Annotated in this window: 11 protein-coding genes; 3 read left to right on the forward strand and 8 right to left on the reverse strand. The window is 61.8% G+C overall.

Annotated features, from left to right (window positions below; genetic code table 11):
• Positions 1 to 215: 215 nt before the first annotated feature.
• Positions 216 to 4256 carry an S-layer homology domain-containing protein gene (locus tag ACTNBK_RS04215; protein ID WP_441143900.1) on the forward strand — a complete coding sequence of 1347 codons (4041 nt, stop codon included), beginning with the start codon at positions 216 to 218 and terminating at the stop codon, positions 4254 to 4256.
• Positions 4257 to 4344: 88 nt separating this feature from the next.
• Here ACTNBK_RS04215 and ACTNBK_RS04220 read toward each other — a convergent pair whose 3' ends face one another.
• The 6 genes from ACTNBK_RS04220 to ACTNBK_RS04245 all read right to left on the reverse strand — a co-directional run bounded on the left by ACTNBK_RS04220 (position 4345) and on the right by ACTNBK_RS04245 (position 12007).
• Complete coding sequence (locus ACTNBK_RS04220) at positions 4345 to 5328, reverse strand: hypothetical protein (RefSeq protein WP_441143902.1); 984 nt, start codon at positions 5326 to 5328, stop codon at positions 4345 to 4347.
• Between the two features lie 550 nt (positions 5329 to 5878).
• On the reverse strand, positions 5879 to 7183 hold the full coding sequence (gene eno, locus ACTNBK_RS04225) for a phosphopyruvate hydratase (protein ID WP_441143904.1): 1305 nt from the start codon (positions 7181 to 7183) through the stop codon (positions 5879 to 5881).
• 322 nt (positions 7184 to 7505) lie between these two features.
• Positions 7506 to 9026: a 2,3-bisphosphoglycerate-independent phosphoglycerate mutase gene (gene gpmI / locus ACTNBK_RS04230; protein ID WP_441143906.1), complete on the reverse strand. Its 1521-nt coding sequence runs from the start codon at positions 9024 to 9026 to the stop codon at positions 7506 to 7508.
• Between the two features lie 59 nt (positions 9027 to 9085).
• Entirely contained in the window at positions 9086 to 9862 is a 777-nt protein-coding gene (gene tpiA / locus ACTNBK_RS04235; protein ID WP_227605717.1) for a triose-phosphate isomerase, read from the reverse strand.
• Between the two features lie 253 nt (positions 9863 to 10115).
• A complete protein-coding gene (locus ACTNBK_RS04240) occupies positions 10116 to 11384 on the reverse strand; it encodes a phosphoglycerate kinase (protein WP_441143908.1) in 1269 nt (422 codons plus the stop codon).
• A 110-nt stretch (positions 11385 to 11494) separates the two neighbouring features.
• Positions 11495 to 12007: a tRNA (cytidine(34)-2'-O)-methyltransferase gene (locus ACTNBK_RS04245; RefSeq protein ID WP_441143910.1), complete on the reverse strand. Its 513-nt coding sequence runs from the start codon at positions 12005 to 12007 to the stop codon at positions 11495 to 11497.
• A 226-nt stretch (positions 12008 to 12233) separates the two neighbouring features.
• Here ACTNBK_RS04245 and proB point away from each other — a divergent pair, with 226 nt between their 5' ends.
• Complete coding sequence (gene proB / locus ACTNBK_RS04250; protein WP_441143912.1) at positions 12234 to 13043, forward strand: glutamate 5-kinase; 810 nt, start codon at positions 12234 to 12236, stop codon at positions 13041 to 13043.
• A 97-nt stretch (positions 13044 to 13140) separates the two neighbouring features.
• On the forward strand, positions 13141 to 14388 hold the full coding sequence (locus tag ACTNBK_RS04255; protein WP_441143914.1) for a glutamate-5-semialdehyde dehydrogenase: 1248 nt from the start codon (positions 13141 to 13143) through the stop codon (positions 14386 to 14388).
• A 73-nt stretch (positions 14389 to 14461) separates the two neighbouring features.
• Here the strand turns inward: ACTNBK_RS04255 and ACTNBK_RS04260 are convergent, their stop codons facing one another.
• Entirely contained in the window at positions 14462 to 15397 is a 936-nt protein-coding gene (locus ACTNBK_RS04260; RefSeq protein ID WP_441143916.1) for an SPFH domain-containing protein, read from the reverse strand.
• A 38-nt stretch (positions 15398 to 15435) separates the two neighbouring features.
• Positions 15436 to 15897, reverse strand: coding sequence for an NfeD family protein (locus ACTNBK_RS04265; protein ID WP_441143918.1), 462 nt, complete (start codon positions 15895 to 15897; stop codon positions 15436 to 15438).
• Positions 15898 to 15971 lie beyond the last annotated feature (74 nt).

The raw sequence follows: 15971 nt of genomic DNA on the forward strand, positions 1-15971 counted from the left end.
CAAGGGATTCAAAAAACGGCTGAAATAAAATGCTACCAAGATGCTACCAAGGAAATTTTTTTCGTCAAAACGGGCAGTCTTTTCCACATTTTGTGGAAAAGACTGCCCGTTTTTTGCAGTGTAAGGGGCGTTATACGCCCGTAGTACGTGAAAAAGTTCGTATTTTCAGGCGTTTGGCCCCCTAAAACCTCAAATTTTAGAAGGAGGAATTCCAAATGAGAAACCTCAAGCGGGCTCTCAGTCTGGCTCTGGCTGCCATCATGGTCATGTCCCTGATGGTCGTTGGCGCCGGCGCTGTGAACCTCGACGACTTCTCCGACAAGGACCAGATCGTCAACAAAGAGGCCGTCACCGTGCTGACCACTCTGAACGTGATCAACGGCAAGGACGACGGCTCCTACGATCCCACTGGGATCGTGACCCGTGCCGAGATGGCCAAGATCATCTGCGTCATCCTGAATGGCGGCAGCGATCCTGCCCTGGGCACTTCCACCACCCACACCTACACCGACACTGTGAACCACTGGGCCGAGGCCTACATTGAGTACTGCACTCAGCTGGGCATCGTGGCCGGCAAGGGCAACGGCACCTTCGACCCCAACGGCACCGTGACCGCCACTGAGGCTGCCAAGATGCTGCTGGTGGCTCTGGGCTACAACGCCGGCTTCGAGAACATGGTGGGCGCCAACTGGGCCGTCTCCACCAACGTGCTGGCCAACCAGAACAAGCTGTACGCCGGACTGGACATCGACGTTGACGCTGGCCTGACCCGTGACAACGCCGCTCAGATGGCTTACAACGCCCTGAACTGCGAGATGGTGGCCTACACCTACGCTCTGGTCACCGGCTCCGACGGCTCCCTGACCTCCATCCCCCGTGTGGAGAAGAAGGACGACACCCTGCTGAGCGACAAGTTCGGCGGCGTCCGCGTCGAGGGCGTGGTGGTCCGCAACGAGCAGACCGCTGCCAGCTTTGACGGCAAGACCCGCATCGACATCACCAACGAGGACGAGCTGACCAAGGTCGGCCACAACTTCGGCGATGTCGCCACCTTCGAGACCGTCACCGACGCCTCCCTGCTGGGCACCTCCGTGTTCTTCTACGTGGTCCCCTCCGTGGCTTCTCCCACCAACTCCGAGAAGGCCACCGTGCTGGGCTCCGTGATGGACTCCGGTAAGAACGTGGTCGTCACCACCACCAAGACCTTCGGTTCTGACAAAGTTGCCGGCTACATGAAGGACAATGACATCACTGTCAACTCTGACACCGTTCTCTATGTTAACGGCGCCGTGTCCTCCACCGCCATCAGCGCTCTGGTGAACCAGACCGGTAACGAGGTCAAGTTCATCGACAGCGACAACGACGGCATCACTGAGTCCGTTGTAAAGACCAACTACGGCTTCGGCAAGGTCATCCGCTACAATGATAAGGAAGATGGCGGCCTGACCATCGACACCTACACCGACAGCAAGGACCTGAAGATCGACAAGATCGTGGGCTTTGCCGATGTGGCTCTGAACGACTATGTTGTTTACAACACCATGGGCGGCAAGCTGTATGTCGTCAAGGCCGAGACCGTCGAGGGCACCCTGGAGACCTTCAAGAAGAACAGCGATCGTCTGAAGGCCAATCTGACCGTGGACGGCACCACCTACACCTTCTCTGAGTCCGGCAACTACGACGGCCGCGACGGCGAACTGAAGACCCCCGATACCTACCTGGACAGCAACTACATGGGCAAGGCTGTCACCCTGTATCTGGATAAGTTCGGCTATGTGGCCGCTGCTTCCGACGTTAAGGGCTTCACCGACTACGCCTATGTGGCCAACGCCACCACCATCAACGACGCCACCGGCCTGGCCAGCGACGTCCGCGTCTATGTCACCCTGCCTGACGGCACCAGCGCCTCCTACCTGGTGAAGAACTACAAGGACGGCACCTGGGAGGGCAAGCCCACCGGCGTCACCGGCGAGACCACTCCTGGCGCCCACCCCATCACCAAGGGCAACGTCTATGGCTACTACCTGACCAGCGACGGTAAGATCGAGCTGACCAACGTGACCAACAACGCTGTTGTCAACGGCTCCAGCAACGACATTGAGTTCAACAAGGGGTCCAGCACCATTAAGACCACCTCTGCTATGAAATCTAAGATGACCGATAACAACACCGTGTTCTTCTATGTGATGATGGAAGTGGATGCCGCCGGCAAGCCCACCAGCACCATTAAGAGCATTGAGTCCTATGTTGGCAAGGACAACGCCCCCTCCATCAAGGTGACCAGCGGCACTTCCAACACCTCTGTTTATACCGTTCCCAGCCGCAAGGATGAAAGCATTGCCGGCGCCGTGGTCTTCCAGGTGGGAGAGGTTGCCTCTGCTAACGTCCTGTACCTCTATCAGTATGTGAAGAGCACTGATGAGAACACCATCTACAACGCCGTCATCGATGGCAAGCTGGTGGAGAACATCACTGTTGATTCCAAGGACGACACCCTGGCCGGCGCTCCCTATGTCTACACCATGACCAGCAAGGGCTACTACAGCCTGACCAACGTGACCTCCACTTCCACTGTTTCCGGCCATGTCGCCCTGTCTGAGGGCAAGTCCGTCGTGGTTGGCGGTCAGGAAGTCAAGATTACTGCCGACACCACTCTGGCTGAGATCGACGGTTCTGATACCAACATCATCAGCAATGTGACCGAGAAGGACTGGGTCACCGTCGTCTACAACCCCAACAACGACGAAGCCCTGGGCATCTACCTCGAGGAGCCCTACTCCAACGACAATGCCAACATCCTCAAGGTTGATGGCACTACTGTTAAGAAGAGCACCGGCGACTACGATTACGAGGTTGCCGCCGGCACCACTGCTACTACTGTGAAGTCCAACATCAAGACTTCCTATGGCACCAGTGTGTATGTGGTCAACACTCGTCCCGCCACCGACAAGGCCGCTCTGGCTGTCAAGGCTGACGATGTCCTCTACACCAACGGCAACGCCTACATCGTGGTCAAGGCTCCCGATGGCGTGAGCTACCGCATCTATGTCCTGAAGGTCGGCTCTGCTTCCAGCCCCGACAAGGGCGGCAGCGATACCACCACTCCTTCCACCAGCGGTGTCACCACTCTGAGCGGCAGCGCTACCGCCGCTACCGTCAATGCTGAGTTTGACAAGGGCAATGACGTGGAGATCACTACCTCCAACTATGCCCCTGCCGATCAGATTGTCATCCCCAAGGGCCGCACCCTGACCATCAACGGCAACTATGCGCCCACCGCCGTTGAGGACAACGCCGGCACCCTGGTCGTCAACGGCACCTATACCGCCGTGGCCAGCTCTACCCTGACTGGTAACGTCACCGCCCAGGACATCACTGTGACCACCAAGCTCACTGTTGACAGCGGCGCTACCGTTACTGTCACCAAGGCTACTTACACCAACGGTGCCGCCATCGAGGTCGCCAACGGCGGTACTCTGGTCGTGAACGCCTTCACCCCCGGTGCCAATGTCACCAACAACGGCACTCTGACCGTGAAGAACGACTACACGCCCGGCAGCTACACCCTCACTGGTACCGGCACCACCACCATCGGCAGCAACCTGGTGCTGGGTAGCACCGCTTTCTCCGCCAACGGCACTGTGAACGTGCTGGGCAATGTGACTGCCAGTGCGAACACCACCGTGCTCACCGTGCCCGCCAGCTCTGAGCTGACCGTGAACGGCACCGTGGCCGGCGCTGTTACCCTGAGCGCTGCCACCAGCAAGGCCACTCTGAAGGCTGATGTTGCCGGTAAGGTCACTGTGACCGATGGCGAGCTGAACGCTTCTACCGCCAACCTGAAGGATGCCTTTGAGCTGACTGCCGGCAAGGCCACCGTGAAGTCTGTGGTCGGCACCATGACCATCACCGCCGGTGAGCTGACCTACGTGGATGACTACGCTCTGACCGCTGCTCTCTCTCTGGGCAATGCCAATGTGACCTTTGAGGGCAAGGTGACCGGTGCTAGCACTACCAACAAGCTGACCATCGGCAATGGCAAGACCCTGGTCCTGAAGGGCGGCATCGATGACGCTTCCAAGGGCATCATCATCGGTTCCGGCACCTCCTCCAAGGTCACCTTCACCGTGGCTCCTGACAAGGCCACTCTGGCTGACTTCACCATCGGTGGAAGCACTCCTGTCAACAGCGTGAGCGAGATGGCTGGCGTGACCTTCACCTGGGATAACGCTGATTGGGATTACACCGCTGCCTGATCATTTCACCCGCAAATCAAGAACGCCCCGGACAAAAGTCCGGGGCGTTCCCTTTTCATTTCTAGTATTTTTCAAACTTCCGCATGGTTTATAGCAGCACCACACCGTAACCGTAAAACACACATGACGAGCCGCTGCCGCAGTCCATGGTAAAGCTGGCGGTGAGCGTGCCGCCGGACCAGGTCCCCTCATAGGTGTCCTCGGTGCAGCTGCGCCCCTTGACGTCGGTGGTGGTCCTCCGGGCGGTGCGGCTGAGTGCGGCGCCGTTGATCCTGGGGGTTACGGAGCCGCCGTCATATCGGACAAAAACCAGCGCCTGTGTCCCGCCGCCGGTAATGGTGGCCCCTTTGGCGGTGATGGTGCCGCTGGAGGAACCCACCGGTGTGATGTAGATAGTGCCCGCCATATAGCCGCTGCTGTTGAGGTAGATATAGGCCGACCGTGAACTGGAGTTGCACTCCAGCTCCAGGTAGAAGGTATCCCCCTTGACCAGCGACAGGGGCTTTTGCAGGGTCACCGTTTTCGTGCCGCCGCTCCCGCCCTCCAGCGTCACCTGCTGGATGCTGTTGTAGACGCCGTTGTGGTAGACCACCAGATTGGTGCCGCAGCCATAGCTGTCCGATGGATTGTACTGGAACTGAATACCCGTCAGTGTTCCGTTTCCTACTGCTGTCTGTATGCCGGTGGTGCAGCCCTTGTCACCCAGGAAACAGGTGTTTCCGGCGTAGGACGAGCTGATGTTCCCCTGACCGCTCTTGCTCAGCCGGGCCGCCTGGGCATTGATCTGAATGTCGCTGCTTTTGGACGCGATCTGGCTTTCATCCGCAAAGCCGTCGAACAAAAGGGCTCTCTTGTACCCTGTGTATTTGTTCTCGTAGTCAGCTTGTAGCAGCAGGTTATAGATGTTATAGCCCTGGTCCTCCAGACCGGCCAGCGCCCGGTCCGCGTTGTCCCCAACTCGGCCTAGGGCCGCGTCAATTTTGGCGTTGTCCCCGTTGAACTCCTCCCGTAAAAACTGATCTGACCGCTGCCACTGGCACAGCCCGTAATTTGCGGTATATCCGCTTGCCATAAGCATCCCTCCTCACCCCTGGGCGCTCCGCCGGTCTATGTTGCACGCCCTGCCAATCCCTGGGCCCTTCCCTGTCCTTCTCCCCTGCCCAGTCCCGCAGACTGGACTATCCTCTCGCAAAACAGTCCAACCACAAAGAAAGCGGGCTCCGGCGCATTGCCGGAGCCCGCTTTTTGCAATTTGGATTACTTCTTGAGGTTGAAGAAGGCATCCTTGCCCAGGTACTGGGCCACCTCGTCCTCGTCGTCGCAAAGTCCGCTCCCGTCGGGACGCCCAGGTATGGGTATCCCTCCTTCCGCTCCCTTGCTCCTCCTCTCCCCGCCCGACCCGCTTCGCTGGGCTCGGTCGGGGTCCCCGGAGCTGGACGAGCAAAAAACGGGGCCGCTGCCATTGGCAGCGGCCCCTTGTGCTTATCTTGTCACGCTTCGCCTGTTCGCGACGGGCGGCTTCCCTTCGTCTCGAGCTCAAAACAGGCCTGCTTCGCAGTCCTTCGGTTTTCGCCCTCGCTCCGGTCCATCCGCCCTGCTCACGACGGCTCCGCGCTTCTCACTTACTTCTTCAGGTTGAAGAAGGCATCCTTGCCCAGATACTGGGCCACCTCGTCCAGCTCCTCCTCGATGCGCAGCAGCTGGTTGTACTTGGCCACGCGGTCGGTGCGGCTGGGGGCGCCGGTCTTGATCTGGCCGGCGTTGGTGCCCACCACGATGTCGGCGATGGTGGTGTCCTCGGTCTCACCGGAGCGGTGGGACACGATGGCGGTGTAGCCGGCGCGGTTGGCCATCTGGATGGCGTCCAGGGTCTCGGTCAGGGTGCCGATCTGGTTGACCTTGATGAGGATGGCGTTGGCGATCTTGTTCTCCAGGCCCATCTTCAGGCGCTCGGTGTTGGTGACGAACAGGTCGTCGCCCACCAGCTGCACGCGGTCGCCCAGAGCCTTGGTCAGCATCTGCCAGCCCTCGATGTCGTCCTCGCCCATGCAGTCCTCCATGGAGATGATGGGGTAGTTGTCGGCGAACTTCTTCCACATGTTGACCATCTGCTGCTTGGTCATGGTCTTCTTGGCCTTGGGCAGATCATAGCAGCCGGTCTCGGCGTTGTACCAGTCGGACACGGCGGCGTCGATGGCGATCATGAAGTCCTCGCCGGGCTTGTAGCCGGCCTTCTCGATGGCGGCCACGATGCACTTGAAGGCGTCCTCGTCCTTCTTCAGGTTGGGGGCGTAGCCGCCCTCGTCGCCCACGCCGGCGGCGGGAGTGCCGTTCTCCTTGAGCACGGTCTTCAGGGTGTGGAAGACCTCGGCGCACATCTGGAGGGCCTTCTTCCAGCAGCAGGCGCCCACAGGCATGATCATGAACTCCTGGATGTCCACGTTGTTGGTGGCGTGAGCGCCGCCGTTGAGGATGTTCATCATGGGCACGGGGAGGGTCTTGGCGTTGACGCCGCCAATGTAGTTGTAGAGGCTGACGCCCAGGCTCTCAGCGGCGGCCTTGGCGCAGGCCAGGGAGGCGCCCAGGATGGCGTTGGCGCCCAGGCGGCTCTTGTTGGGGGTGCCGTCCAGCTCGATCATGGCCTTGTCGATGGCGGTCTGATCCAGCACGTTCATGCCCACCAGACACTCGGCGATCTCGTTGTTGACGTTCTCCACGGCGTTGAGGACGCCCTTGCCCAGGTAGCGGCTCTTGTCGCCGTCACGGAGCTCACAGGCCTCGTGGACGCCGGTGGAGGCGCCGGAGGGCACGCTGGCGCGGCCCACGGTGCCGTCTTCCAGGTAGACCTCCACCTCGACGGTGGGATTGCCGCGGGAGTCCAGGATCTCACGGCCCAGGACGTCAACGATCTCGATGATCTGCTTCATGGATAAAAACTCCTTTCGTATTGGGGGCGGGCGAACCCGCCATACAGGGTCTTTGTGGGGGCGGACCTCCGTCCGCCGGGTGAGCTTTTATGGTAAGGCGGAAGGTCCCTCCCGCCGGATACCCTTACAGGATGAGGGTCTCGCCGTCCATCTCGGCGGGCTTCTCCAGGCGCCCCACGCGGCAGGCCGCGCGGGGACCCCATTCTTTTTATCTGCTCGGGGCAAATGAATTGCCCCGGCATCAAGGTTTTGCCCCTCGGCCAAAACGCTTGGACGGCGCAAGCGCCGCCCGCCTTCGGCGGAGATGGGCCTGGAAAATCCCTTAGTTCAGAATCAGCGTCTCGCCGTCCATCTCGGCGGGCTTCTCCAGGCCCATCAGGTCCAGCATGGTGGGGGCGATGTCGGCCAGCTTGCCGTCCCGCAGCTTCACGTCGGCGCCCACGATGTAGAAGGGCACCGGGTTGGTGGTGTGGGCGGTGTAGGGGGTGACGCCGTCGTCCTCCAGCATGCGGTCGGCGTTGCCGTGGTCGGCGGTGATGAGGGAGATGCCACCCATCTTGGAGGTGGCCTCCACCACGCGGTTGACGCACTCGTCCACGGTCTCCACCGCCAGCCGGGCGGCCTCGTACACGCCGGTATGGCCCACCATGTCGCAGTTGGCGAAGTTGAGGATGATGACGTCGTAGTTACCGCTCTCGATGCGCTCCACACAGGCGTCGGTGACCTCCTTGGCGCTCATGTCGGGCTTGAGGTCGTAGGTGGGCACGGAGGGAGAGGGGATGAGGACCCGGTCCTCGCCGGGGAAGGTCTGCTCCACGCCGCCGTTGAAGAAGAAGGTGACGTGGGCGTACTTCTCGGTCTCGGCGATGCGCAGCTGGGTGAGCCCCAGGTTGGAGATATACTCGCCAAAGATGTTGGAGAGCTTCTGCTTGGGGAAGGCCACCGTCACGTTGGGCATGGTGGCATCGTACTCAGTGGTGCACACAAAGTGGAGGGGGAAATACCCCTTCTTCCGCTCCAGGTCGGTGAAGTCGGGGTCCACCAGGGCGCGGGTGATCTCCCGGGCCCGGTCGGGGCGGAAGTTCATGAAGATGACGGAGTCGTTCTCGGAGATGACGGCCTCCTTGCAGCAGAGGACGGGCACCACGAACTCGTCGGTGACCTCGGCGTCATAGGACTTCTGGACGGCCGCCACGGGATCGGACTCGAAGGGGGCCTCACCCATGACCAGTGCATCGTAGGCCTTCTGGAGGCGCTCCCAGCGCTTGTCGCGGTCCATGGCGTAGTACCGGCCGGAGATGACACCGATGTGGGCGTTGCCCAGGGCCTGGCACTTCTCCTGGAGGCGGGCGACGAAGTCCTTGCCGGAGGAGGGGGGCACGTCACGGCCGTCCAGGAAGGCGTGGACGTAGACCTTGGTAAGGCCCCGCTGCTTGGCCATGTCCAGAGCGGCAAAGATGTGGTCGATGTGGCTGTGGACGCCGCCGTCGGACATCAGACCCATGATGTGGAGGGCCGTACCCTTGGCCTTGCAGTCGTCCATGGCGGCCACATAGGCCTCGTTGGTGAAGAAGTCGCCGTCAGCGATGGCTTTGGTGATCCGGGGCAGGTCCTGGAAGACCACGCGGCCGGCGCCGATGTTGGTGTGGCCCACCTCGGAGTTGCCCATCTGGCCGGCGGGCAGGCCCACATCCAGGCCGGAGGCCGACAGCTTGCAGCCGGGGTTCTCGGCAAAGATGCGGTCCAGGTGAGGCTTCCGGGCGTTGGCGATGGCGTTGCCCATGGTCTCCTCACGCAGGCCAAAGCCATCCATAATGATCAGCGTGGTAGGTGTTTTATTCATATCTGAACCTCGTATTCTAACTCAAGTCACAAAATGCCCGATGCGCTCGTGGGCGACCGTTAGTCCTCTTGGTTGGCCGCGTTGATGATCTCCACGAACTGGTCCGGCTTCAGGGACGCACCGCCAATGAGGCCGCCGTCCACGTCGGGCTGGGCCAGGAGCTCAGCGGCGTTCTTGGGATTCATGGAGCCACCGTACTGAATGGTGACGGAGCGGGCCACGCGGGCGCCGTAGAGCTTGCGGATGACGGCGCGGATGGCCTGGCAGACCTCACCGGCCTGCTCGGCGGTAGCGGTCTTACCGGTGCCGATGGCCCACAGGGGCTCATAGGCGATGACCACGTGGCGGAGCTTGTCGGCGCTGACGCCGGCCAGGGCGCACTTCACCTGGTAGGCGATGAGCTCCATGGTGACACCCAGCTCCCGCTGCTCCAGGCTCTCGCCCACGCAGACGATGGGCCGCAGGCCCACCTCCAGGGCGGCGTGGACCTTCTTGTTGACGGTCATGTCGGTCTCGTTGTAGTACTGGCGGCGCTCGGAGTGGCCGATGATGACGTACTTCACGCCCAGCTCCTTGAGCATCTCGGCGGACACCTCGCCGGTGTAGGCGCCGTTGGCCTCATAGTGGCAGTTCTCGGCGCCGATGGCCACCCGGCAGTCCTTGAAGAGACGGATGGCGGCGGGGATGTTCACATAGGGGACGCAGAGCACCACGTCGCACCACTTGCCCTTGGGCAGGATGGGCTTGAGCTCTTCGGCAAAGGCCCGGGTCTCGGAGAGGGTCTTGTTCATCTTCCAGTTTCCGGCGATGATGGTTTTCCGGTATCTTCTGTTCATGGGTACGGGACCCCTTTCTTTCCTCATCAGTATGTGTGCGTGTGAAAATGCAACGGAAGGCAAATTTCTCGCGTAAACCGCTCAATTAGGCTTCCAGAAGGCAGGCCACGCCGGGCGGCGTCGCCGCAAGCTCCATACCCCTCGCTTCCCCGCACAGCGGGAAAGCTCGCTCATTTCGCTGCGGCTCCTTTTCCCCACCGGACCCGCTTACGCTGGGCTCCGGCCGGGCCTCCGGGAGCTGCCCGGAGCATAATCAGGCGTCCAGCAGGCAAGCCACGCCGGGCAGCTCTTTGCCCTCCATGAACTCGAGGGAGGCACCGCCGCCGGTGGAGATGTGGGTCATCTTGTCGGCGTAGCCCAGCTGCTGCACGGCAGCCGCGGAGTCGCCGCCGCCGATGATGGTGATGGCATTGCTCTTGCTGAGGGCCTCGGCCACGGCCTTGGTGCCGGCGGCGAAGGCGGGGAACTCAAAGACGCCCATGGGGCCGTTCCAGATGACGGTACCGGCGTCCTTCACAGCGTCGGCGTAGGCGGCGATGGCCTTGGGGCCGATGTCCATGCCCATGCAGTCGTCGGGGATGTGCATGCTGTCCACGGTCATGGGCTCGGCGTCGGCGGAGAACTCCTTGGCGCACACGGTGTCCTCGGGCAGGAGGAGCTTGACGCCCTTCTCCTTGGCCTTCTTCATCATGTCGTTGCAGTAGTCCAGCCAGTCCTCCTCCAGCAGGGACTTGCCCACGGAGCCGCCCTGGGCCTTGAGGAAGGTGTAGGTCATGCCGCCGCCGATGATGATGGTATCGGCGATCTCCAGCAGGTTGTTGATGACGCCGATCTTGGAGGACACCTTGGAGCCGCCCAGGATGGCCACCAGGGGACGCTTGGGGTTGGCCAGGGCGCCGCCGATGATCTCCAGCTCCTTCTGGATGAGGAAACCGCTGACGGCGGGCAGGTAGTCGGCCACACCGGCGGTGGAGGCGTGGGCGCGGTGGACGGCACCAAAGGCGTCGGACACATAGACGTCGGCCATGGAGGCCATCTTCTTGGCCAGCTCGGGGTCGTTCTTGGTTTCACCCTTCTCGAAGCGGGTGTTCTCCAGCAGCATGATCTGGCTGGGCTTGAGAGCGGCGGCCTTGGCCATGGCGTCGGGGCCCACCACGTCGGAAGCCATGATGACCTCCTTGCCCAGCAGCTCAGAGAGGCGCTTGGCCACGGGGGCCAGGGACAGCTTGGCCAGGGACTTCTTCCACTCCTCCTCGGTGATGGAAGCGGGGTCCTTACCCTTCTCGGCCTGCTTCTTCACATAGGAGTCAAAGGTAGCCACGGGCTTGCCCAGGTGGGAGCAGGCGATGACGGCGGCGTTCTGGTCCAGCAGGTACTGGATGGTGGGCAGAGCCGCCCGGATGCGCTTGTCGTCGGTGATGGCGCCGGTAGTCTTATCCTGGGGCACGTTGAAATCGCAGCGGAGCAGGACCTTCTTGCCTGCCACATCGATGTCCTTGACGGTCTTCTTGTTGTAGTTCATTTGCTGTGCTCCTTTCATCATTTCGAGGCAGAAACTACGGAAACGAACGCTTTGGGGTTGATTGGAATCGTTTATGGATGTGCTTGCCGCCCAGCATACGCGGGGGCTATTCAACGACGGATATGGGCCGCCTTTTGGGTCTGCCAGGCGCTGCCGCCGTCCTTGGCGAGACCGGGGAAGTCCATCTGGCGGAGTGCCTCATAGGTCACCGCCGCCACCGTGTTGGCCAGATTGAGGCTACGGGCGTCCTCCCGCATGGGGAGCCGCACGCAGCGCTGTGGATACCGGTCCAGGAGCGTCTGTGGGAGCCCGGCGGTCTCCTTGCCGAAGAAGAGCCAGCAGCCGTCGGTATAGGTCGCGTCTGCGTAGCACCGGTCGGCCTTGGTGGTGGTAAGCCACAGGTCGGGATCGGGGTGCTGCCGGAAAAAGTCGTCCAGACTGTCGTAGACATGGAGGTCCAGCAGGGACCAGTAATCCAGTCCGGCCCGCTTCACCGCCTTGTCGGAGATGTCAAACCCCAGTGGCCGCACCAGATGGAGGCGGCTCCCGGTGGCGGCACAGGTCCGGGCGATGTTGCCGGTGTTCATGGGGATCTCAGGCTCGACCAGCACGATATTTATCATACACAAGCCCTACCCCTTTCAATCGACAGTCTGCCAGCGCACTACATTGTAACGCAACACCGGCGGAATTACAACATAAAAAATGCGAAATGGAGCAAAATTTTCATTCTTTTTCAACTGAAGCGCAGAAATAGGCCCAAATAGAAAAGAATGCTTTCCCTCTCTCGGGAGATGTGCTATGATATGGTAAACTGGGGTAGGATTTTTAACAGGAGTGTGACCTCAAATGGCAAAGAGAGAAGGCTGTCAGCGGGTCGTGGTGAAGGTGGGTACCTCCACTCTCACCCACGATACCGGACGCTTGAATTTATATAGTATGGAGCGGCTCTCCCGGACCCTCTCCGACCTGGAGGGGATGGGGCATGAGATCATTCTGGTCTCGTCAGGCGCCATCGGCATCGGCACGGCCAAGATGGGCCTGAAGGAGCGCCCCACCCAGCTGCGGATGAAGCAGGCGGCGGCGGCGGTGGGCCAGTGCATGATGATGCACCTCTATGACAAGATGTTCGGGGAGTACAACCGGGTGGTGGCCCAGATCCTGCTCACCGGCGAGGACGTAGACGCCCCGGTACGGGCGGAGCACCTGCGCAACACCTTTGAGTCCCTGCTGGAGCTGGGAATCATCCCGGTGGTGAACGAGAACGACTCGGTGTCCTCCGCGGAGATCGAGACGGGCAAGTGTAAGGTGCTGGGCGACAACGACACGCTGTCCGCCATGGTGGCCCGTCTGTGCCAGGCGGACCTGCTGGTGCTGCTCAGCGACATTGACGGCCTCTATGATAGCGACCCCCGGCAGAATCCCGATGCCAGCCTCATCCACCGGGTAGAGGAGGTCACACCGGAGCTCCGGGCCATGGCGGGGGGCGCTGGCTCCTGGCGGGGCACGGGGGGCATGGCCACCAAGCTCAACGCCGCGGAGCTTGCCATGGCGGCCGGGGTGGACATGGTCATCACCAATGGCACCCGGCCGGAGGACCTGTACGGCATCCTGCGCGGGGAGGACATCGGCACCCGCTTCCTGGCCGCCCGTTCCTGACCGTCTACCTTAATACACTTATCGCCTCTTCGCCCTTCCCTTCGTTACCTCTTCACTTTCCACTCTTACTTCTTACTTCAAATCAGGGGGGATCTTCATGACCATTCTGGAGACACAAGGCCTGGCGGCCAAGCACGCCGAGCGGGTCCTGGCCGTGGCCGGCACCGCCAAGAAAAACGCGGCGCTGGAGGCCATCGCCCGGGCTCTCTATCAGAATCAGGGTTACATTCTGGCCGAGAACGAAAAGGACCTGGCCGCCGCCATGGCGTCGGGGATGAAGCAGTCCCTCCTGGACCGGCTGGCTCTGAGTTCCGACCGGATCGACGGCATTGTGGAAGGGGTGCGGCAGGTGGCCGCTCTACCCGACCCCATTGGCCAGGTGACCGAGATGTCCACCCGGCCCAACGGCCTCATCATCGGCAAGCGCCGGGTGCCCCTGGGGGTCATCGGCATCATCTACGAGGCCCGGCCCAATGTGACGGTGGACGCCGCCGCCCTGTGCCTGAAGTCGGGCAACGCCGTCATCCTCCGGGGCGGCAAGGAGGCCTTCCGGTCCAACAAGGCCTTTGTGGCGGTCATGCGGGACGCCCTGGAGGCGTCGGGCCTTCCTCGGGACTGCGTAGCGCTGGTGGAGGACACCAGTCGGGAGAGCGCCAATGAGCTCATGGGGCTTACCGGTTACCTGGACGTGCTCATCCCCCGTGGGGGCGCCGGCCTCATCCGGGCGGTGGTGGAGAACGCCAAGGTCCCCGTCATCGAGACGGGGGTGGGCGTATGCCATGTGTATGTGGACGCCAGAGCCGACTTGGATATGGCGGCCCGGATCATCTACAATGCCAAGACCTCCCGCCCCTCGGTGTGCAACGCCGCCGAGTGTCTGCTGGTCCACGCCGATGTGGCAGAGGCCTTCCTGCCCAAGGCCAGGGAGCTGCTGGATCAGAAGCATGTGGAGCTGCGGGGCTGCCCCCGGACGGCGGCCATCCTGGGAGAGTGCGTGGTCCCTGCCCAGGAGAGCGACTGGGACACCGAGTACGGCGACTACATCCTGGCGGTAAAGGTGGTGGACAGCTTCGACGAGGCGGTGGACTTCATCAACACCCACGGCACCGGCCACTCCGAGGCCATTGTCACCGAGGACTACTCCGCCGCCCAGGCCTTCCTGGACCGGGTGGACGCAGCGGCGGTGTACGTGAACGCCTCCACCCGCTTTACCGACGGCTTTGAGTTCGGTCTGGGGGCGGAGATCGGCATCTCCACCCAGAAGATGCACGCCCGTGGCCCCATGGGCCTCACCGAGCTCACCAGCTCCAAGTACATCATCTACGGCAGCGGCCAGGTGCGTTAAACGCCGCTGACGTCCGGTCGGAATGAAAAAGCGGGGGACCAATTGAACTGGTCCCGCGCTTTTTGATATTTGCTTACTTCTTTACGCCGGAGTCCTTGACATCGCTCTCCAGGAGGGCCTTGGCGGAGGCGCACAGGCCGGCCAGGCCCTGGATCTCGGAGGGGATGATGATCTTGGTGGCCTTGCCGTCGGCAGCGGCCTGGAAGGCCTCCAGGGCCTTGAGCTTGACCACCTGGTCGTTGGGGGCGGCCTCGTTGAGGAGCTTGATGGCCTCGGCGGTGGCCTGCTGGACCTTCAGGATGGCCTCGGCCTCGCCTTCGGCCTTCTTGATGGCGGCCTCCTTGGCGGCCTCGGCCCGGAGGATGAGGGACTGCTTCTCGCCCTCGGCCACCAGGATCTGAGACTGCTTCTGACCCTCGGCCTGGAGGATGGACTCACGCCGCTCGCGCTCGGCCTTCATCTGCTTCTCCATGGCGTCCTGGATCTCTCTGGGCGGGATGATGTTCTTGAGCTCCACGCGGCCCACCTTGATGCCCCAGGGATCGGTGGCCTCGTCCAGGAGCATGCGCATCTTGGTGTTGATGATGTCCCGGCTGGTGAGAGTCTGGTCCAGCTCCAGCTCGCCGATGATGTTGCGCAGCGTGGTGGCGGTCAGGTTCTCGATGGCGCTCATGGGGTGCTCCACGCCGTAGGTATAGAGCTTGGGGTCGGTGATCTGGAAGTAGATCACGGTGTCGATCTGCATGGTGACGTTATCCTTGGTGATAACGGGCTGGGGAGCAAAGTCCACCACCTGCTCCTTGAGGGAGACCACCTTGGCCACCTTCTCAATGAAGGGGACCTTGAAGTGGATGCCCACGCCCCACACGGAGTGGAAGGCGCCCAGACGCTCCACCACGTAGGCCTTGGACTGCTGGACCACCTTGATATTGGCGGCCAGGATGAGGATGACCAGAACGATGAGGATGATGGGGACGATAAATCCCCCTACAGCGGCCAGAAATTCCATACAAAAAACCTCCTTCTCTCAGATGCCGCGGTCCCCGTTCAGGGCGCGGTCTGCTGGGGATCGCCGGCGGCGCCGGCAGGGGCAACGATAACCTTGACGCCTTCGATGCGGAGTACCCGGACCGTGCTGCCCGCGGGGATGGGCCGGTCGTCCTCAGCCCGTGCGGTCCAGTCGGCACCGGAGATGGAGACCCTTCCCTTCCCCTGAATGTTGTCGATGTCCTCCGTAACCACAGCCTCCCGTCCGATGACCCGGTCGGCGTTGGTGGCCACCTTGCGGTCATTGACGAAACGCTGGGCCAGGGGGCGCACCAGCAGCAGGGTCAGGAAGGAGACCCCCAGGAACACCACAATCTGCACGATGACCGGCGCCGACGCGGCGGCGGCGACCAGCGCACCCAGGGCGCCCAGGGCGAACCAGATGGAGGTGAGCCCCACCGTCACCGCCTCCAGCACGCCGAAGAGCACCATGGCAATGAGCCAAAAGAGACTCATACTCATCCATATCCCTCCTTTATGTACGGACGCCCCTTTTCCCGGGCCTCCGGTTCTGGCTTCATCATACCACATCTCCC

The organism is Intestinimonas sp. HCP28S3_D6, assembly GCF_052065695.1.
Taxonomy (GTDB): domain Bacteria; phylum Bacillota; class Clostridia; order Oscillospirales; family Oscillospiraceae; genus Intestinimonas.